We start from the raw sequence: 26,759 nt of genomic DNA on the forward strand, positions 1-26,759 counted from the left end.
CGCCGGTACAGCCAATGCACGACAGCCAATCCCACAGGTGCTCCGCCGCTTCAGATAATGCGGAATACCTGTGGCAGCTGGCCCGTCGCGGCGATTGGGCTTAATCCCCCTCCCAAGGCATACTACCGCCCTCCACGGCCACAAGCTCTGCCCCCCATGCGCATCCACGTCAGCTTCATCGACCGCGTCGGCATCACCCAGGAAGTCCTGGCCCTGCTCGGTGCCCGCAACCTCAACCTGGACGCCGTGGAGATGGTCCCGCCGAACGTCTACATCGACGCGCCGACCCTCAGCCCTGCTGTACTGGAAGAGCTGCACGACGCGCTGTTCGAAGTCCGTGGCGTGCAGTCGGTGGAGGTCGTCGACATCCTCCCCGGCCAACGCCGCCACCTGCAACTCGATGCCCTGCTGGCGGCAATGAGCGACCCGGTGCTGGCTGTCGACAGCGCCGGCAAGGTGTTGCTGGCCAACCCCGCCCTGATCGCCCTGTGCGGGCGCGAATCGGCTGGCCGCTCAGTGGGGGAGCTGTTCGGGGATCCGGGGCTGCTTCAGGCCCTGCTGGACAATAACTTCCACTTGCCGATGCGCGAAATGCAGCTCAACGGCCAGAGCCTGCTGCTGGACGCCACGCCGATCACCAATGCCGGCGGCCTGTTGACCCTGTACCCACCCACCCGCATGGGTGAGCGGCTTTCGGCCCTGCACCACGACCATGCCGAAGGCTTCGACGCTCTGCTCGGCGAGTCCCCGGTGATCCGCACCCTCAAGGCCCGAGCCTTGCGCGTGGCAACCCTGGACGCACCGTTGCTGATCCACGGTGAGACCGGTACCGGCAAGGAACTGGTGGCCCGCGCCTGTCACGCGATCAGCAGTCGCCATGCGGCGCCCTTCCTGGCCCTGAACTGCGCTGCGCTACCCGAGAGCCTGGCCGAAAGCGAACTGTTCGGTTACGCCCCGGGCGCCTTCACCGGGGCCCAGCGCGGCGGCAAACCGGGGCTGATGGAACTGGCCAACCAAGGCACGGTGTTCCTCGATGAAATTGGCGAGATGTCACCCTACCTACAGGCCAAGCTGCTACGGTTTCTCAGCGATGGCAGCTTCCGCCGGGTCGGCGGTGACCGCGAGGTGAAGGTCGATGTACGCATCATCAGCGCTACTCACCGCGACCTGGAACGCATGGTGGCCGAAGGCAGCTTCCGCGAAGACTTGTTCTACCGGCTGAACGTGCTGAACCTGCAGGTGCCTCCCCTGCGCGAACGTGGCCAGGACATCCTGATGCTCGCCCACTTCTTCATGCAGCAGGCCTGCACCCAGATCCAGCGCCCGCCATGCCGCCTGGCGCCCGCCACCCATTCGGCGCTGCTGGCCAACCCTTGGCCAGGCAACGTGCGCCAACTACAGAACGTGATCTTTCGCGCCGCCGCCATTTGCGAGGGTAACCTGGTAGACATTGGCGATCTGGACATCGCCGGTACCTCGGTGGCGCGGGGGCAGGATGGCGACGTGGCCAGCCTTGAGCAGGCGGTGGGAGATTTCGAGCGCGAACTGTTGCAGCGCTTGTACGCAAGCTACCCCTCCACCCGGCAACTGGCAGGACGACTACAAACCTCGCATACCGCAATTGCGCAGCGCTTGCGCAAGTACGGCATACCCAGCAAAGCCTGAACCTGGCCTGGGCGTTGCGACTCTTCCGTATCGAAATCAATACACCGTATCAAAACCAATACACCCTCCTGCAAATGCCACTACGCAAGGGTTTGATCCGCCAACCCTTTTGCTACCCGCGCCTTCTGTAGCGTTTTCATTCCACCGAAATGTCAGAAACATTTCTGTAATCACGCAAGTCTTTGATTTAAATGAGTTTTTAAATACTGGCCGCATATTTGCTAAGGGAATTCCAACCCCAAGAGCGCGGAGCCACCGCGCCCAACGCCCTGCTTCCCGAGGAATTCCCATGAGCGAGTTGCGTTTCACCGAAGATCACGAATGGCTGCGCGTCGAAGCCGATGGCAGCGTCACCGTGGGCATCACTGCCTACGCTCAGAACGCCCTTGGCGATGTGGTCTACGTGCAACTGCCGGAGCTGCAGTCGTACGACAAAGGCGCCGAAGCGTCCACCGTCGAATCGGTCAAGGCTGCCAGCGGCGTGTACATGCCCCTGAGCGGTGAAGTGGTCGCCGTCAACGAAGGCCTCAACGACAGCCCCGAGCGGGTCAACGAAGATCCGCTGGGCGAGGGCTGGTTCTTCCGCTTCGTCCCCGCCGACATGAGCGAAGTGGCTGCCCTGCTCGACCAGGACGCCTACGACCGTCTGATCAAAGCCAACGACGACGCCTGAGGAACCGACCATGACCATCAACCTCGGCACCGCCAACGAATTCATCGCCCGTCACATCGGCCCCCGCGCCGCCGACGAGCAAGCCATGCTCGCCAGCCTGGGCTTCGACTCGCTGGAAGCGATGACCGCCGCCGTCATCCCCGACAGCATCAAGGGCACCAGCGTGCTGGGCAGCGAAGACGGCCAGAGTGAAGCCGACGCCCTCGCCGCACTGAAAGCCATCGCCGGCAAGAACCAGCTGTTCAAGAGCTATATCGGCCAGGGTTACTACAACACCCACACGCCGGCACCGATCCTGCGCAACCTGCTGGAGAACCCGGCCTGGTACACCGCCTACACCCCTTACCAGCCAGAAATCTCCCAGGGCCGCCTGGAAGCGCTGCTGAACTTCCAGACCCTGATCAGCGACCTCACCGGCCTGCCGATCGCCAACGCCTCCCTGCTCGACGAAGCCACCGCCGCTGCCGAGGCCATGACCTTCTGCAAACGCCTGTCGAAGAACAAGGCCAGCCATGCCTTCTTCGCCTCCCGCCATTGCCACCCGCAAACCCTGGACGTGCTGCGCACCCGTGCCGAGCCACTGGGCATCGAGATCGTGGTTGGCGACGAACGTGAACTGACCGATGTCAGTGCCTTCTTCGGCGCCCTACTGCAGTACCCGGCCAGCAACGGTGAAGTGTTCGACTACCGGGAACTGGTCCAGCGCTTGCACGCCGCCAACGCGCTGGTTGCCGTTGCTGCCGACCTGCTGGCCCTGACCCTGCTGACCCCGCCTGGCGAGTTCGACGCCGACGTCGCCATCGGCAGCGCCCAGCGCTTCGGTGTGCCGCTGGGCTTCGGTGGCCCGCACGCGGCCTACTTCGCCACCCGTGACGCGTTCAAGCGTGACATGCCGGGCCGCCTGGTGGGCGTATCGATCGACCGCTTCGGCAAGACTGCCCTGCGCCTGGCCATGCAAACCCGCGAGCAGCACATCCGCCGCGAGAAGGCCACCAGCAACATCTGCACCGCTCAGGTACTGCTGGCCAACATCGCCAGCATGTACGCCGTTTACCACGGTCCGGAAGGCCTCAAGCGCATCGCCGAGCGCACCCATGCGCTGACCGCGATCCTGGCTGCCGGCCTGAAGAGCCTGGGCATCGAGGTGCTGGGCGAGACCGCCTTCGACACCCTGACCCTGGCCACCGGTGCTGCCACTGCCAACCTGCATGAAAAAGCCCGCGCCCAGCGCATCAACCTGCGCCAGATCGACGCCGGCCACCTGGGCCTGTCCCTTGACGAAACCAGCACCCAGGCTGACGTCGAAGCCCTCTGGCAACTGCTGGCTGGCGACAAGGTCCAGCCTGACTTCGCCGCCCTCGCCGCCAGCACCGGCTCGCGCCTGCCGGCTGCGCTGCAGCGTCAATCGGCGATTCTTCAGCACCCGGTGTTCAATCGCTACCACAGCGAAACCGAATTGATGCGCTACCTGCGTCGCCTGGCCGACAAAGACCTGGCGCTGGACCGCAGCATGATCCCGCTGGGCTCGTGCACCATGAAGCTCAATGCCGCCAGTGAAATGATCCCGGTCACCTGGGCCGAGTTCGGCAACCTGCACCCGTTCGCCCCCGCCGAGCAAAGCCAGGGCTACCTGCAGATGACCACCGAGCTGGAAGCCATGCTGTGCGCCGCCACTGGCTACGACGCCGTGTCGCTGCAACCTAACGCCGGTTCCCAGGGCGAGTACGCAGGCCTGCTGGCCATCCGCGCCTATCACCGCAGCCGTGGCGAAGGCCACCGCGACATCTGCCTGATCCCTTCGTCGGCCCACGGTACCAACCCTGCGACCGCCCACATGGCCGGCATGCGCGTGGTGGTCACCGCCTGCGATGCCCGCGGTAACGTCGATGTCGAAGACCTTCGCGCCAAGGCCATCGAGCACCGCGAGCGCCTCGCCGCGATCATGATCACCTACCCGTCGACCCACGGCGTGTTCGAGGAAGCGATTGGCGAAATCTGCGCGATCATCCACGACAACGGCGGCCAGGTGTACATCGACGGTGCCAACATGAACGCCATGGTCGGCCTGTGCGCCCCAGGTAAGTTCGGCGGCGACGTTTCGCACCTGAACCTGCACAAGACCTTCTGCATTCCCCACGGCGGTGGCGGCCCGGGCGTCGGCCCGATCGGCGTCAAGTCGCACCTGGCACCGTTCCTGCCAGGCCATGCCGCGCTCGAGAACACCGAAGGGGCGGTATGCGCCGCGCCGTTCGGCAGCGCCAGCATCCTGCCGATCACCTGGATGTACATCCGCATGATGGGCGGTGCCGGTCTCAAGCGTGCTTCGCAGATGGCCATTCTCAATGCCAACTACATCGCCCGCCGCCTGGAAGAGCACTATCCTGTTCTGTACACCGGCGGCAATGGCCTGGTCGCCCACGAGTGCATCCTCGACTTGCGCCCGCTCAAGGACACCAGTGGCATCAGTGTCGACGACGTGGCCAAGCGCCTGATCGACTTCGGCTTCCACGCGCCGACCATGTCCTTCCCGGTGGCTGGCACGCTGATGATCGAACCGACCGAAAGTGAATCCAAGGAAGAACTGGATCGCTTCTGTGATGCGATGATCCAGATCCGCGAGGAAATCCGCGCGGTGGAAAACGGCAGCCTGGACAAGGACGACAACCCGCTGAAGAACGCCCCGCACACGGCAGCTGAGCTGGTGGGCGAGTGGGCTCACGGCTATAGCCGCGAGCAAGCGGTCTACCCGCTGCCGAGCCTGGTGGAGGCCAAGTACTGGCCGCCCGTAGGCCGGGTCGACAACGTGTTCGGCGACCGTAACCTGGTCTGCGCGTGCCCGTCGATCGAGAGCTACCAGGACGCCTGAGGCGGCCTGTGGCACTCAGGGGTCGCGTCGCGGCCCCATCGCGACACAAGGCCGCTCCGACAAAGAGCGGGGAGCGGCCTTGTGTCGCGGTCGGGCGGCACACCAGTCGCACAATCTTCAGGAGGAACCACCATGTCATTGAGCGTCTTCGACCTGTTCAAGATCGGCATAGGCCCCTCCAGCTCCCACACGGTCGGCCCGATGCGCGCCGCCGCGCGCTTTGCCGAAGGGCTGCGCCGCGACGACCTGTTGAGCCACACTGTCAGCGTCAAGGCCGAGTTGTATGGCTCGCTAGGCGCCACCGGCAAGGGCCACGGCAGTGACAAAGCGGTATTGCTCGGCCTTGAAGGCGAGCACCCCGATACCGTCGATACCGAATCCATCCCCGCCCGCCTGCAAGCGATCCGCGACAGCGGTCAACTGCGCCTGCTGGGCGAGCACGACATCGCGTTCATCGAAAAACAGCACCTTGCGATGATCCGTAAACCGTTGGCATATCACCCCAACGGCATGATCTTCCGCGCCTTCGATGCAGCCGGATTGCAAATCCGCAGCAGGGAGTACTACTCGGTGGGCGGCGGTTTCGTCGTCGATGAGGACGCGGCAGGCCACGACCGCATCGTCGAGGACCGCACGGTCCTCACCTACCCTTTCAAGACCGCCAAGGCGCTGCTCGGTCATTGCGTCGCACAGCAGATGCCGGTGAGCCAGGTCATGCTCGCCAACGAGTCCGCCTGGCGCCCGGAAGCCGAGACCCGTGCGGGGCTGCTGCGCATCTGGCAAGTGATGCAGGACTGCGTCGCGGCCGGCTGCCGCCATGAGGGCATCCTGCCCGGCGGGCTGAAGGTCAAGCGCCGGGCCCCGGCGCTGTACCGTCAACTGAGCAGCAACCCGGAAGCCAGCCTGCGCGATGCGCTGTCGGTGCTCGACTGGGTCAACCTCTATGCCCTGGCGGTGAACGAAGAAAACGCCTACGGCGGGCGAGTGGTCACTGCGCCGACCAACGGCGCAGCAGGCATCGTCCCAGCGGTGCTGCATTACTACATGCGCTTCATCCCCGGTGCCAGCGAGGACGGCGTGGTGCGCTTCCTGCTCACCGCCGCTGCCATCGGCATCCTCTACAAGGAGAACGCCTCGATCTCGGGCGCCGAGGTTGGCTGCCAGGGCGAGGTCGGGGTCGCCTGCTCGATGGCGGCCGGTGCCTTGTGCGAGGTGATGGGCGGCACCCCGCAGCAAGTGGAGAACGCCGCCGAGATTGGCATGGAACACAACCTGGGTCTGACCTGCGATCCCATTGGCGGTCTGGTCCAGGTGCCTTGCATCGAACGCAACGCCATGGGCTCGGTGAAGGCCATCAACGCGGTGCGCATGGCTTTACGCGGAGACGGGCAGCACTACGTGTCACTCGACAAGGTCATCCGCACCATGCGCCAGACCGGCGCCGACATGAAAAGCAAGTACAAGGAGACCGCCCGAGGCGGTCTGGCCGTCAACATCATCGAATGTTGACCCGACAAACAACTAAGGAGTCATCGATGTCCGAAACACTGCTCAAGACCCCGCTGCACGCTCTGCACCTCGAATTGGGCGCGCGCATGGTGCCGTTCGCCGGCTATGACATGCCAGTGCAGTACCCACTGGGCGTGCTCAAGGAGCACCTGCACACCCGCGAGCAGGCCGGCCTGTTCGATGTTTCGCACATGGGCCAGATCATCCTGCGCGGCAGCGATGCGGCCAAAGCCCTGGAAACCCTGGTGCCCGTGGACATCGTCGACCTGCCAGTAGGCATGCAGCGCTATGCCATGTTCACCAACGCCCAAGGTGGCATCCTCGATGACCTGATGGTCGCCAACCTGGGCAACGATGTGCTGTTCCTGGTGGTCAACGCTGCCTGCAAGGACCAGGACCTGGCTCACCTGCAAGCGCACATCGGTAACCGCTGCGAGGTGCAACCGCTGTTCGAGGAACGTGCCCTGCTGGCCCTGCAAGGCCCGACCGCCGTCGAGGTGCTGAAACGCCTGGCGCCGGAAGTGGCCGACATGACCTTCATGCAGTTGCGCTCGGTCAAGCTGCTGGGTGAAGACTGCTACGTCAGCCGCTCGGGCTATACCGGTGAAGACGGTTATGAAATCTCGGTGCCAGTCAACGCTGCCGAAGCCTTGGCCCGCCGCCTGCTGACCGAGCCGCAGGTGCAGCCTATCGGCCTGGGTGCGCGGGACTCGCTGCGCCTGGAAGCCGGGCTGTGCCTGTACGGCCACGACATGGACACCGAGACCACGCCGGTCGAAGCCAGCCTGCTATGGGCCATCTCCAAAGTCCGCCGCGCCGACGGTGCACGCGCAGGTGGTTTCCCCGGTGCCGAACGGGTTTATGCCCAACAGCAGCAAGGCGTGGCACGCAAGCGGGTCGGCTTGCTTCCCCAGGAACGCACTCCGGTACGTGAAGGGGCGGAGATTGTCGACGCCAACGGCAAGACTGTCGGCAAGGTATGCAGCGGCGGCTTTGGTCCGACACTCGGTGCACCGGTGGCCATGGGTTATGTCGATAACGAACACAGCGCTATCGATACGCCTATGTTTGCCGTTGTCCGCGGCAAGCAGGTTGCCCTGAAAGTCAGCAAAATGCCTTTTGTTCCGCAACGTTACTATCGCGGTTGAAAGCCCTTGGGAGAGGTTCGACATATTCGTTTTCGAACCTGTCCAATAACTTTTGAACATGGCGCCAGGCCAGGCGCCATGCCGTTTCCGACAATTTGGTCGGTTATCGGCAAATCGCTGATTTCCTACAGTGCGAAGGGCTTGTTTTTCTCTCGGGAGTTGGCGTAGAGTCACAGCACTGTGTTTGCATGGGTCGCAACAGTTCGTGACCTGGGCCAGTAGCCGCAATTTGCTACAACCCGTTCGACGTCTCTTACTTTCCTGCAACCCAGCCCAGTACTCTTTCACCCCGAATTATGTGAAAGAAACTGTCATTAAAAATTTAAGCTTCATAGGAAATAAGACAATGGCTGAGCGTCAGAACGGTACCGTCAAGTGGTTCAATGACGAGAAAGGTTACGGCTTCATCACCCCAGAAAGCGGTCCGGATCTGTTCGTACACTTCCGCGCTATCGAAGGCAACGGCTTCAAGAGCCTGAAAGAAGGCCAAAAGGTCACCTTCGAAGCCGTGCAAGGCCAGAAAGGCATGCAGGCTGACAAGGTTCAGGTCGCCGGCTAAGCCGAACCCGACTTCGAAGAAAAGCCCCTGCCAAGTGCAGGGGCTTTTTTTTGCCCGTAGAATACCGGCTTCGCCATTCGGAGCTGCAACGCATGTCCAAGCCTCTGCTCACACCCCAGGGAGATTTCCCACCCGCAGGCCTCGGCCGGCGCCTGGCGGCGATGTTCTATGACTTTCTGTTGTGTACGGCCCTGCTGATCGTCACCGCAGGCGCCTACAAGATGATCCAGATGAGCATCATCGGTGAAGCCCGCATGCGTGAACTGACCGATGCCGGCGCACTGGATGGAGACCCGCTGCTGTCGACGATTCTGCTGTTCGCGCTGTTCGGCTTCTTCGCCAAGTTCTGGACCCATGGCGGGCAAACCCTGGGCATGCAGGTGTGGGGCGTGCGGGTACAGAACGCCGATGGCAGCGCCATTAGCCTGTGGCAGGCGCTGTTGCGCTTCGTGGTGTCGATCGCTTCGTGGCTGTGTCTGGGGATGGGGTTCTTCTGGGCGCTGATCGACAAGCGCAAGCGCGGCTGGCATGACATCTATTCCGAGACACAGTTGGTGCGGGTGCCGAAGCAGAAGAATTGATCGGTAGCGTTCGGGTGTAGGCCGTGAAGGATAGGGTGTCCGATAGGTCGAGCGCCGCCCGCGCGGCGCATCGCGAGCAAGGCTCGCTCCTACGGTTATTTCGGGCCAGCTACACCTGTGGGATTTGCGCGCGACCGCTTTGGTGCAAGGCACAGTATCGCGGGCGTCTGTAGGAGCGAGCCTTGCTCGCGATGCGCCGCGCGGGCGGCGCTCGATCCGGCACACACCGCAACACTCACGGCATGCACCACTGACCTCAACCAGCTCTGCGCAACAGCCACAAACCGGCCACCGCACAGATACCGGCGGGGATCACCACCGCCAGCAGCGGCGGGAAGCCGAACACCTGGCTCGAAGGGCCAAGCAGGTCCTGGCCAATGCGGAACACGAAGCCCACCAGCACACCGGTAAATACCCGCTGTCCCAGGGTCACAGAGCGCAGTGGGCCGAAGATGAAGGAAATCGCCATCAGCACCAGCGCCGCGGTCACCGCCGGCTGCAGCACCTTGGTCCAAAACGCCAGCCAGTAACGCGCGTTGTTCAGGCCCTGGTCGGACAGGTAATGGATGTAGTCCCACAGCCCGGTGATCGACAGCGATTCAGGCGCCAGCACCACGGTGTTGAGCAGTTGCGGCGTGACCGAGACATCCCAACGCTCCTGCGGCGCCTTCACCACTTCAGTGTGGTCGCCACGGAAATACGTGGTGCTGACGTCGCTGAGCACCCAGTGATCCTGGTTGTATTGCGCACGGCGGGCGAAGCTCGACGTGATGATCTTGCGCTCGTTGTCGAAGCGGTAACGGGTCACGCCCAGCAGCAGGCCGTTGGGCTGCACGGCGTTGATGTGCACGAACTCGTCACCCTGACGGTGCCACATGCCGCGCTTGGAACTTTGTGCCTCTCCCCCGCCTTGGGCCAGGGAACGGTCGGCCTGGGCCTTGTTTTCGGTGACCGGCGCCACGTACTCGCCAATCAGGAGGCCCACCAGCATCAGCACCAGCATCGGCTTCATCACCGCCCAGACGATACGGCCGATGGAAACGCCAGCGGCGCGCATGATGGTCAGCTCACTACTGCTGGCCAGGCTGCCCAGGCCGACCAGGCAGCCGATCAGCGCGGCCATCGGCAGCATTTCGTACAGACGACGCGGTGCGGTCAGCAGGACGAAGTTACCTGCCTCCATCACCGTGTAGGTGTCGCTCAGGTCGCCCATCTCGTCGATGAAGGCAAACAGCGAGGCCAGGCCGAGGATGATCCCCAGCACCGCCAGAATGGCCAGCAGCACGCTCTGGCCGATATAGCGATCGAGCTTAGCCATGGGCCACCTCCGCACGACGGGCAGCGCGCTTGAGACGCAGCGGTTCCCAATACATCAGGCCCAGGCCGATGAGCAGGAACAGTCCATGCACCCACCAGATACCCAGGCCAATCGGCAACTTGCCCTTCTCAAGGGCGCCACGTACGGAAATCAGCATCGTCAGGTAGGCCATGTACAGAAGAATCGCCGGCAGCAGCTTGAGGAAGCGGCCCTGGCGTGGGTTGACCTTGGCCAGCGGCACTGCCAGCACGGTCACGATGAACACCAGGATCGGCAGCGACAGACGCCATTGCAGCTCGGCGCGCTCACGCAGGCCTTTCTGGCCGATCAGTTGGGAGGTCGGGATCGCTTCGCGCTCGGTCACTTCCTCGCTGACTTCAGGCTTGGGTAGCAATACGCCGTAGGTGTCGTACTTGATGGCACGGTAGTCAGCCTGGCCAGGGTTGCCGTCATAGCGATAGCCATTTTCCAGGATCAGGTAGCGGTTGCCGTCGGCCTGCACTTCCTGGTGACCTTTCTCGGCGACCAGCACCGAAGGAGCGCGGTCCTTGGTCTTGTCCTGGTTGAAGCGTTTCTCGGAGATGAACACGCCACCCAAGTTGATGCGGTCGTCCGAAAGCTGCTCGGTGTAGGTCACCCGCGAGCCATCACGCAAGGTCTGGAAACGCCCCGGCACCAGGGTGTCGAATTCGGTCAGCGCGTCCTGCTGGCTGATGATTTGCTGCACCTGGGCAACGCCCAGCGGCGCAAGGCTCAGGCTCAGCCACGCGACCAGCAATGCCACCAGCGCCGCCGGGGCCATGGTCAGGCCCAGCAGGCGCTGCTGGCTCATGCCGGTGGCCGACAGCACGGTCATCTCGCTTTCCAGGTATAACCGGCCATAGGCCAGCAAGATGCCGAGGAACAGGCCCAGTGGGAGAATCAGCTGCAGGAAACCCGGCAGGCGGAAACCCATGATCAGGAACAGTACACTCGGGTCGAGCACGCCTTGGGCGGCCTGGGCCAGGTACTTGATGAAGCGCCCGCTCATGATGATCACCAGCAGCACAGCGCTGACGGCGCTCAAGGTCACCAGGACCTCGCGGGACAGATAACGAAAGACGATCAAACCAGACACTCCTGGGTTGTCAGGGGCGGACTGCCAAACAATGGCGCCAGACTATGACGTAGTACAGCCAGACCAATGCTGGTTCGCCAAAGGCGAACCTCCATAAAAGTGCGCGCATTATCCTGTGATTGACCGCGCCTGTCACTTGGCCGCGCATGAAGCCGCACGTCGGGGTTGTCAGCACGCTTGTCGCAGGCTCAAACTGGCAGCTTTTCCACTGGCACGCGACCACGCGGCCAAGCCTGCCCGGCGCACGCGAACATTCAGCGCCTACGGTAAAGATCATTCGGGGACCCTGACATGGAACTGGTTGTAAAAAGCGTAGCTGCTGCATCTGTGAAAACCGCAACGCTGGTCGTACCAGTAGGCGAAGGTCGTAAGCTCGGCGCTGTCGCCAAGGCCGTCGACCAAGCCTCCGACGGCGCCATTGCTGCCCTGCTCAAGCGTGGCGACCTGGCCGGCAAGCCTGGCCAGACCCTGCTCCTGCACAGCCTGCCAGGGCTCAAGGCCGAACGCGTGCTGCTGGTTGGCAGCGGCAAGGAAGAAGCCCTTGGCGATCGCGCCTGGCGCAAGCTGGTAGCCAGCGTGGCCGGTGTGTTGAAAAACCTGGGCGGCGGAGATGCCGTACTGGCCCTGGACGACATCGCTGTCAGCAACCGCGACGCTCACTACGGCAAGTACCGCCTGCTGGCCGAAACCCTGCTCGACGGCGAGTACGTGTTCGATCGCTTCAAGAGCCAGAAGGCTGAGCCGCGGGCCCTGAAGAAAGTCACCCTGCTGACCGACAAGGCCGGCCAGGCCGAAGCCGAGCGCGCCGTAAAGCACGCCAGCGCCATCGCCACCGGCATGGCCTTCACCCGCGACCTGGGCAACTTGCCGCCGAACGTCTGCCATCCAAGCTACCTGGCGGACCAAGCCAAGGAGCTGGGCAAGGCACACAAGTCGCTGAAAGTCGAAGTGCTGGACGAGAAGAAGATCAAGGACCTGGGCATGGGCGCCTTCTATGCCGTGGGCCAGGGCAGCGACCAGCCTCCACGGCTGATCGTGATGAACTACCAGGGCGGCAAGAAAAGCGAGAAACCCTTCGTGCTGGTCGGCAAGGGCATCACCTTCGACACCGGCGGCATCAGCCTCAAGCCTGGCGCCGGCATGGATGAAATGAAGTTCGACATGTGCGGTTCGGCAAGTGTCTTCGGCACCCTGCGCGCAGTGCTGGAACTGCAACTGCCGATCAACCTGGTGTGCCTGCTGGCCTGTGCCGAGAACATGCCTAGCGGCGGCGCGACTCGCCCGGGCGACATCGTCACCACCATGAGCGGCCAGACCGTGGAAATCCTCAACACCGACGCCGAAGGCCGCCTGGTGCTGTGCGACACCCTGACCTACGCCGAGCGCTTCAAGCCTCAGGCCGTGATCGATATCGCCACCCTGACCGGCGCCTGCATCGTCGCCCTGGGCAGCCACACCTCGGGACTGATGGGCAACAACGACGAGCTGATCGATCAATTGCTCGACGCCGGCAAGCGCGCCGACGACCGCGCCTGGCAGCTGCCACTGTTCGATGAATACCAGGAACAACTGGACAGCCCATTCGCCGACATGGGCAACATCGGCGGCCCAAAAGCCGGCACCATCACCGCAGGGTGCTTCCTGTCGCGCTTCGCCAAGGCCTACAACTGGGCGCACCTGGACATCGCCGGCACCGCCTGGATCAGCGGCGGCAAGGACAAAGGCGCCACGGGTCGCCCGGTTCCATTGCTGACGCAGTACCTGCTGGACCGCGCCGGCGCCTGAAACCGTGAAACCGGTGGCGCCCAGTGCGCCACCGGCCGGTAGACCAAACCATGAGCAAAGTCGATTTCTACATCCTGCCCACCGACGCCTTGTCGGCACGCTTGGATTTCGCCTGCAAGCTGTGCGAGAAGGCCTGGCGGCTCGGCCATCGCGTCTACCTGCATTGCCAGGACGCCGAACAACGCGACGAGCTGGACCTGCGCCTGTGGCGTTTCAAGGGCGAGGCTTTCGTGCCTCACGACCGGGCCGAAGCGCATGCCGATGCCCAAGTGGCCTTGGGCCTGGCTGACGATGCAGGCGACCACCGCGACCTGCTGATCAACCTCGGCGCCTCGGTGCCAGGGTTCGTCGACCAGTTCGAACGGGTTGCCGAGATCGTCGTCGAGGAGCCTGGCATCCGCCAGTCAGCGCGCGAACGATTCCGTTTCTACCGCGAACGGGGCTATGCTCTGCAAGACCACCGCTTACAGCGACTTTGACGACGATGGACAAGCCTTCCGCCCTACCCGATTCCGCCCATCTGCTCGACGACCTGGAGTCGATTCGCCAGCTGCTGGGAGATGCCAACCTGCAACCGCCTCTGCTGACCGAGACGGTGGAACAGATTCCGCTGTTGCTCGATGTACCGGCAGGCAACCCGCCGGTCGAACCCGAGCCTGTGCCTGCAGCCACCGCGGATGACCCGCAGACCCGCCGCCAGGACACGCTGCTGCACCTGGAAAGCGAGTTGCGCGCAGCCGCGCAACAGATCATGCAGGACGTGATCAACGACTTTACCCCGCATATCGAGACCGAAATCAAGCGCCGGCTGGATGCGCGCATGGAACGCCTGATCAAGCGCTCCGAGTAAGGTCCACGTCTCGCGGCGCCCCTTCGCGGGTAAGCCCTCTCCCACCGGCAGGCGCCTGCGCGGTCCCGATGGGAGCGGGTTTACCTGCGAAGCAGGCATCGCCGCGCCAACAGATGACAGAGGCGTGTCGCTTGCGGCCCCCACCTTGGTTATACTTCCCGGCTTTCCCGAATAAATGCCATAGGGTCCCGCCGCGCATGGATAAGACCTACCAGCCGCACGCCATCGAAACTTCCTGGTACAACACCTGGGAGTCCGAGAACTATTTCGCCCCGCAAGGTGCAGGCGAGTCCTACACCATCATGATCCCGCCGCCGAACGTGACGGGCAGCCTGCACATGGGCCACGGCTTCAACAACGCGATCATGGACGCCCTGATCCGTTTCCGCCGTATGCAAGGCCGCAACACCCTGTGGCAGCCAGGTACCGACCACGCCGGTATCGCCACCCAAATGCTGGTCGAGCGCCAGCTCGAGGCCAAGGGCCAGAACCGTCATGACCTGGGCCGTGAAGCCTTCCTCGAGAAAGTCTGGGAATGGAAAGAGCAGTCCGGCGGCAACATCAGCCGTCAGATCCGCCGCCTGGGCTCGTCCGTGGACTGGAGCCGCGAGCGCTTCACCATGGATGACGGCCTGTCCGAAGCGGTCAAGGAAGCCTTCGTACGCCTGCACGAAGACGGCCTGATCTATCGCGGCAAGCGCCTGGTCAACTGGGACACCAAGCTGCACACCGCCATCTCCGACCTGGAAGTCGAAAACCACGACGAGAAAGGCCACCTGTGGAACCTGCGCTACCCGCTGGCCGACGGCGCCAAAACCGCTGAAGGCAAGGACCACCTGGTCGTTGCCACCACCCGTCCGGAAACCCTGCTGGGCGACGTGGCGGTTGCCGTCAACCCGAACGACGAGCGCTATCAGGCGCTGATCGGCAAGTTCGTCGAACTGCCGTTGGTCGGTCGTCGCATTCCGATCATCGCCGACGACTACTGCGACCCGGAATTCGGCACCGGCTGCGTGAAGATCACCCCGGCCCACGACTTCAACGACTACGAAGTCGGCAAGCGCCACAACCTGCCGCTGCTCAACATCTTCGACAAGAACGCCATGGTGCTGGCAAGCGCCCAGGCCTTCAACCTCGACGGCTCCGTCAACGAGCAGATCGACACCCGCCTGCCTGCCCAGTACGCCAACCTGGACCGTTTCGTCGCGCGTAAGCAGATCGTCGCCGACCTGGACGCCCAAGGCCTGCTGGTGAGCATCGATGACCATGCCCTGAAAGTGCCGAAAGGCGACCGTTCGGGCACCGTCATCGAGCCATGGCTGACCGACCAGTGGTACGTTTCCACCAAGCCGCTGGCAGAACCTGCCATCGCCGCGGTCGAAGATGGCCGTATCCAGTTCGTGCCCAAGCAGTACGAGAACATGTACTTCTCGTGGATGCGCGATATCCAGGACTGGTGCATCAGCCGCCAGCTGTGGTGGGGCCACCGCATCCCAGCCTGGTACGACGAGACTGGCCAGGTCTACGTCGGCCGCAACGAAGAAGAAGTCCGTGCCAAGCACAACCTCGGCGCCGACGTGGTGCTGCGCCAGGACGACGACGTGCTCGACACCTGGTTCAGCTCGGGCCTGTGGACCTTCTCCACCCTGGGCTGGCCGGAGCAGACCGAGTTCCTGAAGACCTTCCACTCCACGGACGTGCTGGTCACCGGCTTCGACATCATCTTCTTCTGGGTTGCGCGCATGATCATGCTGACCATGCACCTGATCAAGAACGAAGACGGCACCCCGCAGGTACCGTTCAAGACCGTCTACGTGCACGGTTTAGTGCGTGACGGCCAGGGCCAGAAGATGTCCAAGTCCAAGGGCAACGTGCTGGACCCGCTGGACATCGTCGACGGCATCACCCTCGACGCCCTGCTGGAAAAACGCACCAGCGGCATGATGCAACCCAAGCTGGCCGAGAAAATCGCCAAGCAGACCAAGGCCGAGTTCCCGGAAGGCATCGCCAGCTACGGTACCGACGCCCTGCGTTTCACCTTCTGCTCGCTGGCTTCCACCGGTCGTGACATCAAGTTCGACATGGGCCGCGTCGAGGGCTACCGCAACTTCTGCAACAAAATCTGGAACGCCGCCCGCTACGTGCTGGACAAAGGCGAGGACTGCGGCCAGAACGGCGAAGCCGTCGAGCTGTCGCTGGCCGACCGCTGGATCATCTCGCAGCTGCAGCGCACCGAAGCCGAAGTGACTCGCCAACTCGAGCAGTTCCGTTTCGACCTGGCCAGCCAAGCCCTGTACGAGTTCATCTGGAACCAGTACTGCGACTGGTACCTGGAGCTGTCCAAGCCCGTGCTGTGGGACGAGAACGCCCCGGTCGAACGTGCCCGTGGCACTCGCCGTACTCTGGTTCGCGTGCTGGAAGTGGCCCTGCGCCTGGCCCACCCGTTCATGCCGTTCATCACCGAAGAGATCTGGCAGCGCATCGCGCCGCTGGCAGGCATCCAAGGCAAGAGCATCATGCTGCAACCCTGGCCGGTGGCGAACGAAGAACGCATCGACGTCGCCGCCGAAGGCGATATCGAGTGGCTGCAACAGCTGATGGTCGGCCTGCGCAACATCCGCGCCGAGATGAACATCGGTCCTGGCAAGCCGCTGCCGCTGTTCCTCAAGAACGCCAATGCCGACGATCAACGTCGCCTGCAGGAAAACGAAGCACTGCTGAAGAAGCTGGCCAAGGTCGAGTCGTTCACCGTTCTCGGTGAGCAGGACGAAGCCCCGCTGTCGGCCACCGCGCTGGTGGGTGACCTGCAGGTGCTGGTACCGATGGCCGGCCTGATCGACAAGGACGCCGAACTGGCTCGCCTGAACAAGGAGATCCAGCGTCTACAAGGCGAAGTGGCCCGTGTGGGTGGCAAGCTGTCCAATGCCGCCTTCGTCGACAAGGCACCGCCTGCAGTGATCGAGAAGGAGCGCGCCAAGCTGGCCGAGTCCGAGCAGGCCCTGGCCAACTTCACCGAGCAGCATGCGCGGATTGCAGCGCTGTAACCTGACATTGCTGATCTGACCGGCGAGGGCTTCGCCCTCGTTCGCGGCCAAGGCCGCTCCCACAGGAATGAGGCTGCCTTGAAGTAGCACCACTATCCTGTGGGAGCGGCCTTGGCCGTGAATGGGCCGCACAGCGGCCCTCTGGCCAGCGCAAGCAACACCGGACCCGAGCATGACCCCGAACAAACCCACCCTGCACCCGCGCAACCGCCACCAGGGCCGCTATGACTTCCCCAGCCTGATCAAGGCCCACCCTGACCTGGCCCGTTTCACCATCACCAACCCCTACGGCAAACCCAGCATCGACTTCGCCAACCCCGAAGCCGTGCGGGTGTTTAACCGCGCCCTGCTCAAGGCACAGTACGGCATCCAGCACTGGGATATCCCTGCCGACTACCTGTGCCCGCCGATTCCAGGCCGCGCCGACTACATCCACGTCGCCGCCGACCTGCTGGCCGAGGACAATGCCGGCGACATCCCCAAGGGCGCCCAGGTGCGCGCACTGGACATCGGCGTCGGAGCCAACTGCATCTACCCCCTGCTGGGCCACAGCGACTATCGCTGGCGCTTCCTGGGTTCGGACATCGACCCCGTGGCCCTGGCCTCGGCCAAGGCCATCGTCCAGGCCAATGGCCTGAGCAAGGCAATCGCCCTGCGTCAGCAGGCCAACCGCAAGCGCATCCTCAGCGGCCTGCTGCAAGAGGACGAACGCTTCGACCTGACCCTGTGCAACCCACCTTTTCACGCTTCACGCGACGAAGCCACCCGTGGCAGCCAGCGCAAATGGAAGAACCTGGGCAAGCAGGCTCCCCAGCGTAGGTTGCCTGTGCTGAACTTCGGCGGACAGAACAACGAGCTATGGTGCGAGGGCGGCGAGATCCGCTTCGTCACCCAGCTGGTCGAGGAAAGCGCGCAATACGCCGAGCGAGTGCTGTGGTTCACCAGCCTGGTGTCCAAGGCCAGCAACCTGCCTGGCATCGAGGCCGCCCTGAAGAAGGTCGGAACCAAGGCCGTGCGTATCGTCGAGATGGGCCAGGGACAGAAGCAGAGCCGCATGGTCGCCTGGAGCTTCCAGGATGACGCAGCGCGCCAGGCCTGGCATGCGCGGCGTAAATCGCAGGCATGAAAAAACCGCGCCCGGACAAGCCGGGCGCGGTTTCATCAAGACATCGACAATTACTTGTTGATGGCGTCGGTCAGGGCTTTGGCCGGAACGAACTTGACGACTTTCTTGGCAGCGATTTCGATGGCAGCGCCAGTCGAAGGGTTGCGGCCAGTGCGGGCAGGACGCTCGGAGACTTTCAGCTTGCCGATGCCTGGCAGGGTGATCTCAGCGCCGTTTTCCAGTTGGTCAGCAACGATCTGGCCCAGTTGCTCCAGAGCGTTTTTAGCGGTGGCTTTTGGCGCGGCGATCGATTCGGCGATGTCGGCAATCAGTTGGTCTTTGGTCAATGCCATGATGGTGTTCCTTCCCTAAAAAATTCAGAGGTTATGCAGCGTGCTACGTCGTTATCGGGCCAGCCCCTGAATACTGGAGGGCCGCGCCAATCGCGTATGTAGATTCGAAAATCGGCGTTTGGTTCGACACGACGCCAGCAACTGCCAGCAATGCGCCACTTCAGGGGGCGCAAGACCGCGCAAAGCTACCACAGGAATGGATAAATATCCGCTGCCAACTTTGATTTTGTGCTGGTTTTTCGGGGGTTTAGCCCGAAAACGCACAAAATTGAACAAAAAACGAACAACAGGCATTTACGCCAACATCTGGCCACTGCATCACCGGTTCACTCAGGTAAACTTGGCGACTTTGCAGCGCGGCCATGCACCGCCCAACCCCATTCGAGAATTCCATGCCAATCCGTCATTGCATCGTTCACCTGATCGACAAGAAGCCCGATGGCAGCCCCGCCGTACTCCATGCACGTGATAGCGAGCTTGGCGCATCGGACGCCATCGAAAACCTGCTGGCCGACCTCAACGACAGCTACAACGCCAAGCAAGGCAAAGCCTGGGGCTTCTTCCACGGCGAGTCCGGCGCCTATCCGCTCAGCGGCTGGTTGAAGCAGTACCTCGATGGCGAGAAAGACTTCACCGCCTTCAGCCGGGTGGCAGTCGAACACCTGCAAAAACTGATGGAAGAATCCAACCTCTCCACTGGAGGGCACATCCTCTTCGCCCACTACCAGCAAGGCATGACCGAGTACCTGGCCATCGCCCTGCTGCACCACAGTGAAGGCGTGGCGGTGAACGCCGAGCTGGATGTTACCCCTTCACGCCACCTGGACCTGGGCCAACTGCACCTTGCCGCCCGCATCAACCTGTCCGAGTGGAAGAACAACCAGAATTCCAAACAGTACATCTCGTTCATCAAGGGCAAGAATGGGAAGAAGGTTTCGGATTACTTCCGTGATTTCATCGGCTGCCAGGAAGGGGTCGACGGCCCAGGGGAAACCCGCACCCTGCTCAAGGCATTCAGCGATTTCGTCGAGAGCGAAGACCTGCCTGAGGAATCCGCACGCGAGAAGACCCAGACGCTGGTCGAGTACGCCACCACGCAAACCAAGCTCGGCGAACCTGTCACACTGGAAGAGCTGTCCAGCCTGATCGACGAGGACCGCCCCAAGGCGTTCTACGATCACATTCGCAACAAGGACTACGGGCTCTCGCCGGAGATTCCGGCCGATAAGCGCACCCTCAATCAGTTCCGCCGCTTCACGGGTCGCGCCGAGGGGCTGTCGATCAGCTTCGAGGCGCATTTGCTGGGAGACAAGGTGGAGTATGACGAGGCGGCCGGAACCTTGATCATCAAGGGCCTGCCAACGCAGCTGGTCGATCAGCTCAAGCGACGCAAGGACTGACAGGGCCGGGCCAGTCAAGGGCCCCAACTTCTCAGGCGATACCGGCGCCATAGGAGGCTACCAACGCCTCCTTCGCCGACTTGCGCAGTTTCTTCACCAGCCGCTCCTGGCGCAGCGCCTCGCCTTTGTCCGGCCACTGTTCGACGTAGACCAGCGCCTGGGCCGGGCTGGTCTTGAAATAGCGGGCGCCCTGCCCCTTCTGATGCGCGATGAACCGCCGCTGCGGGTCATCACTGATGCCGCAGTACAAAGAGCCATTGGCGGCGCGTACCAGGTAGACGTACCAGGGTTTGCCGGTGGTGTTTTCGACGACTTCGCTCACGAGGCTTCGCACTGAGGATAAAGCCGACAGCTTACCCGCTCAGCGCGCTTGCTGGAACGCACGCAGCCCTTTGAACGCTTGTTGACGTACCTTGTTCTGTAGCATGGGTGACCAGCCCAGCAGCACACCTGGCAGACCCAACGCCTGACGCGACCAGCGCCACAGGTCGAAGCTGTCGTCATGCTGGCAGATCAGCCCATCACGAATCACGAAGCGGGCCTGGATATCGTTGATCACGACGCGCCCGGTCTGACTGAACAGGTAGGTAGCCACCCAGTGCGCGCAGCCGCTGCCATGGTTGGCCTGGACCTGGTCGAAGATCAGCGAAAAGTCTTTGGCGCGGGTGGTGAGCATGCGCCACATGTCACCTGCGTCGTCGCCACGCAGCGTGCCGAACACCGGGTCGCTGAAGACGATATCGTCGCTGTAGCACGCCACCATGGCCTCGGCGTCCAGGCGCTGGAAGGCCTGGTAGAAGCGGTTGATCAGGTCACGGTTGGCGTCGCTCATGGGCTCAGGTCCATCTTGGAGGGGGCGAAGGCTGCACGATAATCCGCCAGCGCCTGCAACGCCATGCCCATTTGCGCCATGAATACCCATCGCCAGCAACCACCGCTGCCAGCGCCAACTTGCCGGCCACAGGCGCAGTGCAGCCGCCCACCTCACACTTTTTCGCAGGTTACCTGCACATGCTCAGCCCGACCCGCCCCAAGCCCGAACACGAGGGCACCGATACCCAGAACGGCGAAGATCCAACCCACAGCCGCCCAGCCTCCCGTCAAGTCATGCACCACCCCCACGGCGAAAGGCCCCATGGAGGCCAGCGTGTAGCCGACCCCCTGGGCCATGCTGGACAGGTTGGCAGCTACGTGCGCATCCCCAGAGCGCAGTACGATCAAGGTCAGTGCCAGGGCGAAGGTGCCGCCCTGGCCCAGCCCCAACACCACCGCCCACCCCCAGAGGCCGGAAAGCGGCGCATACAGGCAACCGAACAAGCCGGCCAGGGTGAGCAGCATGACAATCACGATCGCCAGGCGCTGGTCTTTGCCCCTGGTCGCCAGCCAAGGTGCACTGAGCGAACTGACCAGCTGCAGGATCACCGAACCGGACAACACCAACCCCGCCTCTGTCGGGCTCAAGCCGCGCGCGATCAGAATCGACGGCAACCAGCCGAAGACGATATACGCCAACGACGACTGCAACCCCATGTACAGCGTGACCTGCCAGGCCAGCGGATCACGCCACAGCCCACGCACGCGATAGGCGACCTTGTGCAGGCCATGTCCTTGGCGCGCCTGGGGCAACCACACCAGCATCGCCAACAATGCCGGCACCAACCAGAACCCGAGCCCCATTGCCCAGCTACCGTCGAAGCGCGTGGCCAAAGGTACCGTGGCACCCGCCGCCATCGCAGCACCGAGGCATAGCGCCATGGTATAGACACCGGTCAGCGTGCCGGCATGCCGCGGGAAGTCTCGCTTGACGATGCCCGGTAGCAGAACACCGATGATGCCGATGCTCGCACCGGCCATCAGGCTGCCCAGGAAGACACCCGCAACCCCCAGGGTGCTGCGCACCAGAATGCCCAGGGCCAGGGTGAACAGGATACCGAGAATCACGCGCTCGCCACCAAAACGACGCGCCAGAATCGGTGCCAGGGGTGCGAACAGGCCAAGACAGAGGACTGGCAACGTGGTCAGCAGCCCGGCCTCGGAGCCCGTCAAGCCCAGGCCTGCAGAGACCTGCCCCAGCACAGGCGCCATGCTCGACAACGCGGGACGCAGGTTCAGCGCCACCAGTACCAGCCCGAGCAACAGCAGCCACGGGCGCGCCAGCGCCACCGGTTGCTGTTGTACTTGCGCGTCGTTGGCTTCAGCGTCGATCAGCAGTTCATCGAACTCCCGCTCGCCGTCGGAAGTATTTCGGGTCATTGGTTCGGCCATGGCCTTCTCGATATCAGGATTCAATGAGGGTTCGGCTCAGGCGCTTGGCCCGCTCAGGATCACGCTGCTCGACGGCCTGGAGAATCTCTCCGTGCAGATCGAAGGTCACCTGGGAGCGCGGCACCGTGCTCATGTTGCGTTGCAGCGCAGCCGCCACCACACCGGAGAAATAGCGATACAGCTCGCTCAGCGACGGGTTGTGCGCGGCATCCACCAGCCGCTGGTGAAACACCAGGTCGCAGTTCACATAGGCATCGATGTCGCCGTGAAAGTGCTTACCGCTGTCTTCCAATGCCTCACGCAGCCCCTGCACATCCGCTTCGGTACGGCGCAAGGCTGCCAGGCCGATGGCTTCGGTCTCCAGGATGTGCCGCGTTTCGCGGGCTTGTTCAGGCGTGCAGCGCGACATGGCCAGCACGGCCTGCAATGGGTCCTGGGCCGTGCGCAGGTAGCTGCCATCGCCCTGGCGGATTTCCACCAGGCCACTGAATGCCAGGACGCGCATGGCTTCACGCACGGTGTTGCGGCTGATGCCCAGCTCCAGGGCGAGCTCGGGCTCGGTCGGCAAGCGCTGGCCGACCTGCCAGTCACCCTGGAGGATCCGCTCACGCATGCGCTCGACCGCCAGCTCGACCAGCGAGCGCTTGGACAATTCACTGCTCATGTTACTCAACCAATCATCCGATGAATTTTCGAAAGCTTAAAGCAAGGCGCCAGCAACAGCAAACCACCTGGCATTTTTGCCAGTTGTGGTCAGCCCGCGTTGTTGCAACGCTTGGCGCGTTGCGCTGGAGGACATGTACCGATGCCGTTTCACCGATGGCCCCTGCTTCTGTGCCTGCTTTTGGCCGGCTGCGACCTGTCGCCAAAGGCCGCTCAACCCAAGACGCTGATCGTTGGCCTGGACGGTGTCCAGTTGCAGCGTTACGAGCAACTGGGAGAAGACACCAACCTCAAGCGGCGACTGCACTACGGCAAGGCGTATAGCGGAGGCATCACTGGCCGTGCGAGCGAGCAGGCAACCCTCAGCGGCCCAGGGTGGATGACACTGCTGACCGGCGTCTGGGCGAGCAAGCACGGCGTGGTGTCCAACGAGCCGTCACTGAGGCTCGACCCGGCCTACCCAAGCCTGTTCCGACGGCTCAGACAGGCCCTGCCCCACGCCTACCTTTCCAGCATTGTGAACTGGTCGCCCATCAACACCGCGTTCCTGCTGGAAGATGCCCAGGGCAACGATGTGCGCGAAAGCGGGTTGACCGACGAGCAAGTTATCGAGCGTACCCTGGCAATCCTCGACAGCACTCCGGCGGATTTCACTTTCATCCAGCTGGATGAGCCTGACCAGGTCGGTCACGACCACGGCTTCGGCGCCCGCTACCAGCAGGCCCTGCAGAATGCGGACAGCCGTCTGGGCCGCCTGCTGGACAAACTGGACGAGCGACGCCACAAGCATCCGCTGGAAGATTGGCTGGTGGTCGTCAGCACCGACCATGGCCGGGACTATTGGGGCACGGGTCACGGCGGCGTGAGCGAGCAGGAAAAGACCGTGTTCATCGCCAGCAACAAACCGCTGAACGAAGAACTGACCGAGCCCAGCACTGCGCAAGACCACCCCGGGCCGAACAATCTGTACAGCTTTGCCGCTCAAACGTCGGTGGTGCCCACGGTGCTGCGGCACATGGGGCTCGACGTGCTACCCGACTGGAAACTCGATGGCACGCCGTTGCTGGGCGACACGGGAGTGCGCAAGGCAAGGGTAAGGGAAAGTGAGTCCAAGCTGCTGTGGAACAGTTCATCACAGCAGATGGTTGTCATCTACCGCAATGGCCAATTGGCCGCTCACGTACAGGCGAGCGTTCAGCAATGGATCGACCCGCAAGGCATGCGCCAGGCCAACGACTACGTCCTGGTGCTGGATGGAATACCGGTGGCTGTGCGCAACAAGCCGACCATTGCCCCTTGAAAGCAAACGCCGGCAAGCCGGCTCCCACAGAAACCGTACCGACCTTGGAGATCAGCACAGTGCCTGCGGGAGCTGGCTTGCCGGCGAGTGGACTACCGGCTCAATTCAGCGCATCGAGCAACGCCTGGTTCATTTCCGGCGTGCCGATGGTGATGCGCAGGAACTGGGCAATGCGCGCCTGCTTGAAATGACGCACGATCACGCCCTGCTCACGCAGCCGCGCCGCCAACTGCGCCGCATCCTGCTGCGGGTGGCGGGCGAAGATGAAGTTGGCGGCCGACGGCAGCACTTCGAAGCCCTTGGCCGTAAGTTGTTCGACCAGTGCCTGGCGGCTGTCGATCACCTTGCGGCAGGTTTCCTCGAAGTAAGCCCGGTCCTCGAAGGCCGCAGCCGCGCCAACGATGGCCATGCGGTCGAGGGGATAGGAGTTGAAACTGTTCTTGATCCGCTCCAAGGCCTCGATCAGGTCCGGGTGCCCCACAGCCAGGCCCACGCGCAAACCGGCCAACGAGCGCGACTTCGACAGGGTCTGGGTCACCAGCAGGTTGTCGTAGCGGTCCACCAGCTTGATCGCGGTTTCGCCACCGAAATCGATGTAGGCCTCATCGACCACGACCACCGAATCACGGTTGGCCTGCAGCAGTTGCTCGACCTGCTCAAGCGGCATCAGGCAGCCGGTCGGCGCATTGGGGTTGGGGAAGATGATGCCGGCATTGGGCTTGGCATAGTCCGCGACGCGAATCTGGAACTGCTCATCCAGCGGCACCTGTTCGAACGCGATGCCGTACAGGCCGCAGTACACGGGGTAGAAGCTGTAGCTGACATCCGGGAACAGCAACGGCGCGCCGTGCTGGAACAGGCCGTGGAAAATGTGCGCCAGCACCTCGTCCGAGCCGTTGCCGACGAACACCTGCTGCGGCGTCACGGCGTAGTAATCGGCGACCGCCTGCTTGAGCCGGTCACTGTTCGGATCCGGGTACAGACGCAAGTTGTCGCTGAGTTCACCGCGCATGGCTTCCAGTGCCTTGGGCGACGGACCGTAGGGGTTCTCGTTGGTGTTCAGCTTGACCAGTCTGGCCAGCTTAGGCTGCTCGCCCGGGACGTAAGGCACCAGGTCCTTGACGAAGGGGCTCCAGAATCGACTCATGCTCAGTTCCCCTTGTCTTGGGTCAGGATACGGTATTCAGCGCTGCGGGCGTGGGCGGTCAGCGACTCGCCACGGGCCAGGACCGAGGCGGTTCGCCCCAGCTCGGATGCGCCCTGCTCGGAGCAGAAGATGATCGACGAACGCTTCTGGAAGTCATAAACGCCCAGCGGCGAGGAAAAGCGGGCGGTGCCGGAGGTGGGCAACACGTGGTTGGGGCCGGCGCAGTAATCGCCCAGCGCTTCGCTGGTGTGACGACCCATGAAGATCGCGCCAGCGTGGCGGATCTGTGGCAGCCATGCCTGGGGGTCGGCGACCGACAGTTCCAGGTGCTCTGGGGCGATGCGGTTGGCCACTTCGATGGCCTGCTGCATGTCGCGCACCTGGACCAAGGCACCGCGGCCATTGATCGACTTCTCGATGATCTCGGCGCGCTCCATGGTCGGCATCAGCTTGTCGATGCTAGCGGCAACACGATCGAGGAAGGCGGCATCCGGGCTGACCAGGATGGCCTGGGCGTCTTCGTCGTGCTCGGCCTGGGAGAACAGGTCCATGGCGATCCAGTCCGGGTCGGTCTGGCCGTCGCACACCACGAGAATCTCCGACGGGCCGGCGATCATGTCGATGCCCACCTGGCCGAACACATGACGCTTGGCGGTGGCCACGTAGATGTTGCCCGGACCGACGATCTTGTCCACCTGCGGCACGCTTTCGGTGCCATAGGCCAGGGCCGCGACCGCCTGGGCCCCCCCGACGGTGAAGACCCGGTCGACACCCGCGATGCACGCGGCTGCCAGGACCAGCTCATTGACCTCGCCACGCGGGGTCGGTACCACCATCACCACCTCGCCCACGCCTGCGACCTTGGCCGGGATGGCGTTCATCAGCACCGAGGATGGATAGGACGCCTTGCCTCCGGGTACATACAGGCCGGCGCGGTCCAGCGGGGTCACTTTCTGGCCAAGCACCGTGCCATCGGCCTCCGTGTACTGCCAGGAGTCCTGTTTCTGCCGTTCATGGTAAAGGCGCACGCGGCTGGCGGCCTTCTCCAGGGCTTCGCGCTGGGCGGGAGTAATGCGGGTCAACGCCAGTTCGAGGCGTTCACGGCCGAGAATCAGGTCGTCGATGCGCTTGGCATCCACACCATCGAAGCGCTGGGTGAACTCCACCAGCGCCGCATCGCCGCGTTCGCGCACGGCCTTGATGATGTCGAGCACACGCTGGTTGACCGCATCATCGGACACGCTTTCCCAGCTCAGCAGATGATCCAGATGTCGGGCGAAATCCGGATCAGCAGCGTTGAGACGGGCAATTGCAGTGGACACGGTCATGGCGAGGGCCTCGATTGTTAGCGAATGCTCAGGCGCCCTAGGCTACCAGTCCATCCGCGCGGGCACCCGAGAAAAATGGCTAT

General features: G+C 63.1%; 23 protein-coding genes. 14 read left to right on the forward strand and 9 right to left on the reverse strand.

Features of this window, described 5'->3' with window-relative positions; all coding sequences use genetic code 11:
* Positions 1-156: 156 nt before the first annotated feature.
* From gcsR to IF103_RS19275, 7 genes are all read left to right on the forward strand, one after another.
* Complete coding sequence (gcsR, locus tag IF103_RS19245; RefSeq protein WP_023382112.1) at positions 157-1,665, forward strand: transcriptional regulator GcsR; 1,509 nt, start codon at positions 157-159, stop codon at positions 1,663-1,665.
* 289 nt (positions 1,666-1,954) lie between these two features.
* Entirely contained in the window at positions 1,955-2,338 is a 384-nt protein-coding gene (gcvH, locus tag IF103_RS19250) for a glycine cleavage system protein GcvH (RefSeq protein WP_023382113.1), read from the forward strand.
* Between the two features lie 10 nt (positions 2,339-2,348).
* Complete coding sequence (gene gcvP, locus IF103_RS19255) at positions 2,349-5,204, forward strand: aminomethyl-transferring glycine dehydrogenase (protein WP_027906578.1); 2,856 nt, start codon at positions 2,349-2,351, stop codon at positions 5,202-5,204.
* Between the two features lie 132 nt (positions 5,205-5,336).
* Positions 5,337-6,713 carry an L-serine ammonia-lyase gene (locus tag IF103_RS19260; protein ID WP_023382115.1) on the forward strand — a complete coding sequence of 459 codons (1,377 nt, stop codon included), beginning with the start codon at positions 5,337-5,339 and terminating at the stop codon, positions 6,711-6,713.
* A 26-nt stretch (positions 6,714-6,739) separates the two neighbouring features.
* A complete protein-coding gene (gene gcvT / locus IF103_RS19265; RefSeq protein ID WP_202675583.1) occupies positions 6,740-7,861 on the forward strand; it encodes a glycine cleavage system aminomethyltransferase GcvT in 1,122 nt (373 codons plus the stop codon).
* 346 nt (positions 7,862-8,207) lie between these two features.
* On the forward strand, positions 8,208-8,420 hold the full coding sequence (locus IF103_RS19270; protein ID WP_003257941.1) for a cold-shock protein: 213 nt from the start codon (positions 8,208-8,210) through the stop codon (positions 8,418-8,420).
* Positions 8,421-8,512: 92 nt separating this feature from the next.
* Positions 8,513-9,001, forward strand: coding sequence for an RDD family protein (locus tag IF103_RS19275; protein ID WP_023382117.1), 489 nt, complete (start codon positions 8,513-8,515; stop codon positions 8,999-9,001).
* Positions 9,002-9,257: 256 nt separating this feature from the next.
* On the opposite strand, the gene lptG is transcribed toward IF103_RS19275, so the two are convergent.
* Both lptG and lptF read right to left on the reverse strand, forming a co-directional pair.
* Entirely contained in the window at positions 9,258-10,319 is a 1,062-nt protein-coding gene (gene lptG, locus IF103_RS19280) for an LPS export ABC transporter permease LptG (protein ID WP_023382118.1), read from the reverse strand.
* A complete protein-coding gene (gene lptF / locus IF103_RS19285) occupies positions 10,312-11,427 on the reverse strand; it encodes an LPS export ABC transporter permease LptF (RefSeq protein ID WP_023382119.1) in 1,116 nt (371 codons plus the stop codon). Before lptF ends, lptG begins: the two co-directional genes overlap by 8 nt.
* 300 nt (positions 11,428-11,727) lie before the next feature.
* On the opposite strand from lptF, the gene IF103_RS19290 reads away from it, so the two are divergent.
* The 5 genes from IF103_RS19290 to rlmF all read left to right on the forward strand — a co-directional run bounded on the left by IF103_RS19290 (position 11,728) and on the right by rlmF (position 18,241).
* Positions 11,728-13,221 carry a leucyl aminopeptidase gene (locus IF103_RS19290; RefSeq protein ID WP_023382120.1) on the forward strand — a complete coding sequence of 498 codons (1,494 nt, stop codon included), beginning with the start codon at positions 11,728-11,730 and terminating at the stop codon, positions 13,219-13,221.
* Between the two features lie 50 nt (positions 13,222-13,271).
* The gene (locus tag IF103_RS19295) at positions 13,272-13,700 is read left to right on the forward strand and encodes a DNA polymerase III subunit chi (RefSeq protein ID WP_023382121.1); all 429 of its coding nucleotides are present in this window, start codon (positions 13,272-13,274) and stop codon (positions 13,698-13,700) included.
* A gap of 5 nt (positions 13,701-13,705) precedes the next feature.
* Positions 13,706-14,071 (forward strand): hypothetical protein, encoded by a 366-nt coding sequence (locus IF103_RS19300; protein WP_023382122.1) that lies wholly within the window; start codon positions 13,706-13,708, stop codon positions 14,069-14,071.
* Positions 14,072-14,268: 197 nt separating this feature from the next.
* Positions 14,269-17,115, forward strand: coding sequence for a valine--tRNA ligase (locus IF103_RS19305; RefSeq protein WP_202675585.1), 2,847 nt, complete (start codon positions 14,269-14,271; stop codon positions 17,113-17,115).
* Positions 17,116-17,287: 172 nt separating this feature from the next.
* The gene (gene rlmF / locus IF103_RS19310; RefSeq protein ID WP_202675587.1) at positions 17,288-18,241 is read left to right on the forward strand and encodes a 23S rRNA (adenine(1618)-N(6))-methyltransferase RlmF; all 954 of its coding nucleotides are present in this window, start codon (positions 17,288-17,290) and stop codon (positions 18,239-18,241) included.
* Between the two features lie 50 nt (positions 18,242-18,291).
* On the opposite strand, the gene IF103_RS19315 is transcribed toward rlmF, so the two are convergent.
* Positions 18,292-18,573 (reverse strand): HU family DNA-binding protein, encoded by a 282-nt coding sequence (locus IF103_RS19315; RefSeq protein WP_023382125.1) that lies wholly within the window; start codon positions 18,571-18,573, stop codon positions 18,292-18,294.
* A gap of 392 nt (positions 18,574-18,965) precedes the next feature.
* Between IF103_RS19315 and yejK the strand changes: the two genes are divergently transcribed.
* Positions 18,966-19,973 (forward strand): nucleoid-associated protein YejK, encoded by a 1,008-nt coding sequence (yejK, locus tag IF103_RS19320; protein ID WP_023382126.1) that lies wholly within the window; start codon positions 18,966-18,968, stop codon positions 19,971-19,973.
* A 31-nt stretch (positions 19,974-20,004) separates the two neighbouring features.
* Here yejK and IF103_RS19325 read toward each other — a convergent pair whose 3' ends face one another.
* The 4 genes from IF103_RS19325 to IF103_RS19340 form a co-directional block, all read right to left on the reverse strand.
* The gene (locus IF103_RS19325; RefSeq protein WP_023382127.1) at positions 20,005-20,295 is read right to left on the reverse strand and encodes a GIY-YIG nuclease family protein; all 291 of its coding nucleotides are present in this window, start codon (positions 20,293-20,295) and stop codon (positions 20,005-20,007) included.
* A gap of 39 nt (positions 20,296-20,334) precedes the next feature.
* Positions 20,335-20,805 (reverse strand): nuclear transport factor 2 family protein, encoded by a 471-nt coding sequence (locus tag IF103_RS19330; protein ID WP_202675589.1) that lies wholly within the window; start codon positions 20,803-20,805, stop codon positions 20,335-20,337.
* A gap of 152 nt (positions 20,806-20,957) precedes the next feature.
* A complete protein-coding gene (locus IF103_RS19335; protein WP_202675591.1) occupies positions 20,958-22,238 on the reverse strand; it encodes a CynX/NimT family MFS transporter in 1,281 nt (426 codons plus the stop codon).
* Positions 22,239-22,251: 13 nt separating this feature from the next.
* Positions 22,252-22,902 (reverse strand): FadR/GntR family transcriptional regulator, encoded by a 651-nt coding sequence (locus IF103_RS19340; protein ID WP_023382130.1) that lies wholly within the window; start codon positions 22,900-22,902, stop codon positions 22,252-22,254.
* Positions 22,903-23,043: 141 nt separating this feature from the next.
* Here IF103_RS19340 and IF103_RS19345 point away from each other — a divergent pair, with 141 nt between their 5' ends.
* Positions 23,044-24,201 carry an alkaline phosphatase family protein gene (locus tag IF103_RS19345; protein ID WP_104881315.1) on the forward strand — a complete coding sequence of 386 codons (1,158 nt, stop codon included), beginning with the start codon at positions 23,044-23,046 and terminating at the stop codon, positions 24,199-24,201.
* Positions 24,202-24,301: 100 nt separating this feature from the next.
* Here the strand turns inward: IF103_RS19345 and hisC are convergent, their stop codons facing one another.
* Positions 24,302-25,348 carry a histidinol-phosphate transaminase gene (hisC, locus tag IF103_RS19350; RefSeq protein WP_023382132.1) on the reverse strand — a complete coding sequence of 349 codons (1,047 nt, stop codon included), beginning with the start codon at positions 25,346-25,348 and terminating at the stop codon, positions 24,302-24,304.
* Positions 25,349-25,350: 2 nt separating this feature from the next.
* A complete protein-coding gene (gene hisD / locus IF103_RS19355) occupies positions 25,351-26,676 on the reverse strand; it encodes a histidinol dehydrogenase (protein ID WP_023382133.1) in 1,326 nt (441 codons plus the stop codon).
* Positions 26,677-26,759 lie beyond the last annotated feature (83 nt).

Source organism: Pseudomonas sp. SK2 (assembly GCF_016772395.1).
Classification (GTDB): Bacteria; Pseudomonadota; Gammaproteobacteria; order Pseudomonadales; family Pseudomonadaceae; genus Aquipseudomonas; species Aquipseudomonas taiwanensis.

Excerpts from the sequence above, each read along its gene's own strand:
- lptG (WP_023382118.1), bottom strand. The coding sequence starts at position 10,319 with ATGGCTAAGCTCGATCGCTATATCGGCCAGAGCGTGCTGCTGGCCATT.
- gcvP (WP_027906578.1), top strand. The coding sequence starts at position 2,349 with ATGACCATCAACCTCGGCACCGCCAACGAATTCATCGCCCGTCACATC.
- IF103_RS19330 (WP_202675589.1), bottom strand. The coding sequence starts at position 20,805 with ATGAGCGACGCCAACCGTGACCTGATCAACCGCTTCTACCAGGCCTTC.
- hisD (WP_023382133.1), bottom strand. The coding sequence starts at position 26,676 with ATGACCGTGTCCACTGCAATTGCCCGTCTCAACGCTGCTGATCCGGAT.
- gcvT (WP_202675583.1), top strand. The coding sequence starts at position 6,740 with ATGTCCGAAACACTGCTCAAGACCCCGCTGCACGCTCTGCACCTCGAA.
- IF103_RS19315 (WP_023382125.1), bottom strand. The coding sequence starts at position 18,573 with ATGGCATTGACCAAAGACCAACTGATTGCCGACATCGCCGAATCGATC.
- IF103_RS19295 (WP_023382121.1), top strand. The coding sequence starts at position 13,272 with ATGAGCAAAGTCGATTTCTACATCCTGCCCACCGACGCCTTGTCGGCA.
- IF103_RS19290 (WP_023382120.1), top strand. The coding sequence starts at position 11,728 with ATGGAACTGGTTGTAAAAAGCGTAGCTGCTGCATCTGTGAAAACCGCA.
- IF103_RS19275 (WP_023382117.1), top strand. The coding sequence starts at position 8,513 with ATGTCCAAGCCTCTGCTCACACCCCAGGGAGATTTCCCACCCGCAGGC.
- IF103_RS19300 (WP_023382122.1), top strand. The coding sequence starts at position 13,706 with ATGGACAAGCCTTCCGCCCTACCCGATTCCGCCCATCTGCTCGACGAC.
- IF103_RS19345 (WP_104881315.1), top strand. The coding sequence starts at position 23,044 with ATGCCGTTTCACCGATGGCCCCTGCTTCTGTGCCTGCTTTTGGCCGGC.
- IF103_RS19270 (WP_003257941.1), top strand. The coding sequence starts at position 8,208 with ATGGCTGAGCGTCAGAACGGTACCGTCAAGTGGTTCAATGACGAGAAA.
- hisC (WP_023382132.1), bottom strand. The coding sequence starts at position 25,348 with ATGAGTCGATTCTGGAGCCCCTTCGTCAAGGACCTGGTGCCTTACGTC.
- rlmF (WP_202675587.1), top strand. The coding sequence starts at position 17,288 with ATGACCCCGAACAAACCCACCCTGCACCCGCGCAACCGCCACCAGGGC.
- IF103_RS19340 (WP_023382130.1), bottom strand. The coding sequence starts at position 22,902 with ATGAGCAGTGAATTGTCCAAGCGCTCGCTGGTCGAGCTGGCGGTCGAG.
- IF103_RS19305 (WP_202675585.1), top strand. The coding sequence starts at position 14,269 with ATGGATAAGACCTACCAGCCGCACGCCATCGAAACTTCCTGGTACAAC.
- IF103_RS19335 (WP_202675591.1), bottom strand. The coding sequence starts at position 22,238 with ATGGCCGAACCAATGACCCGAAATACTTCCGACGGCGAGCGGGAGTTC.
- gcvH (WP_023382113.1), top strand. The coding sequence starts at position 1,955 with ATGAGCGAGTTGCGTTTCACCGAAGATCACGAATGGCTGCGCGTCGAA.
- IF103_RS19260 (WP_023382115.1), top strand. The coding sequence starts at position 5,337 with ATGTCATTGAGCGTCTTCGACCTGTTCAAGATCGGCATAGGCCCCTCC.
- gcsR (WP_023382112.1), top strand. The coding sequence starts at position 157 with ATGCGCATCCACGTCAGCTTCATCGACCGCGTCGGCATCACCCAGGAA.
- yejK (WP_023382126.1), top strand. The coding sequence starts at position 18,966 with ATGCCAATCCGTCATTGCATCGTTCACCTGATCGACAAGAAGCCCGAT.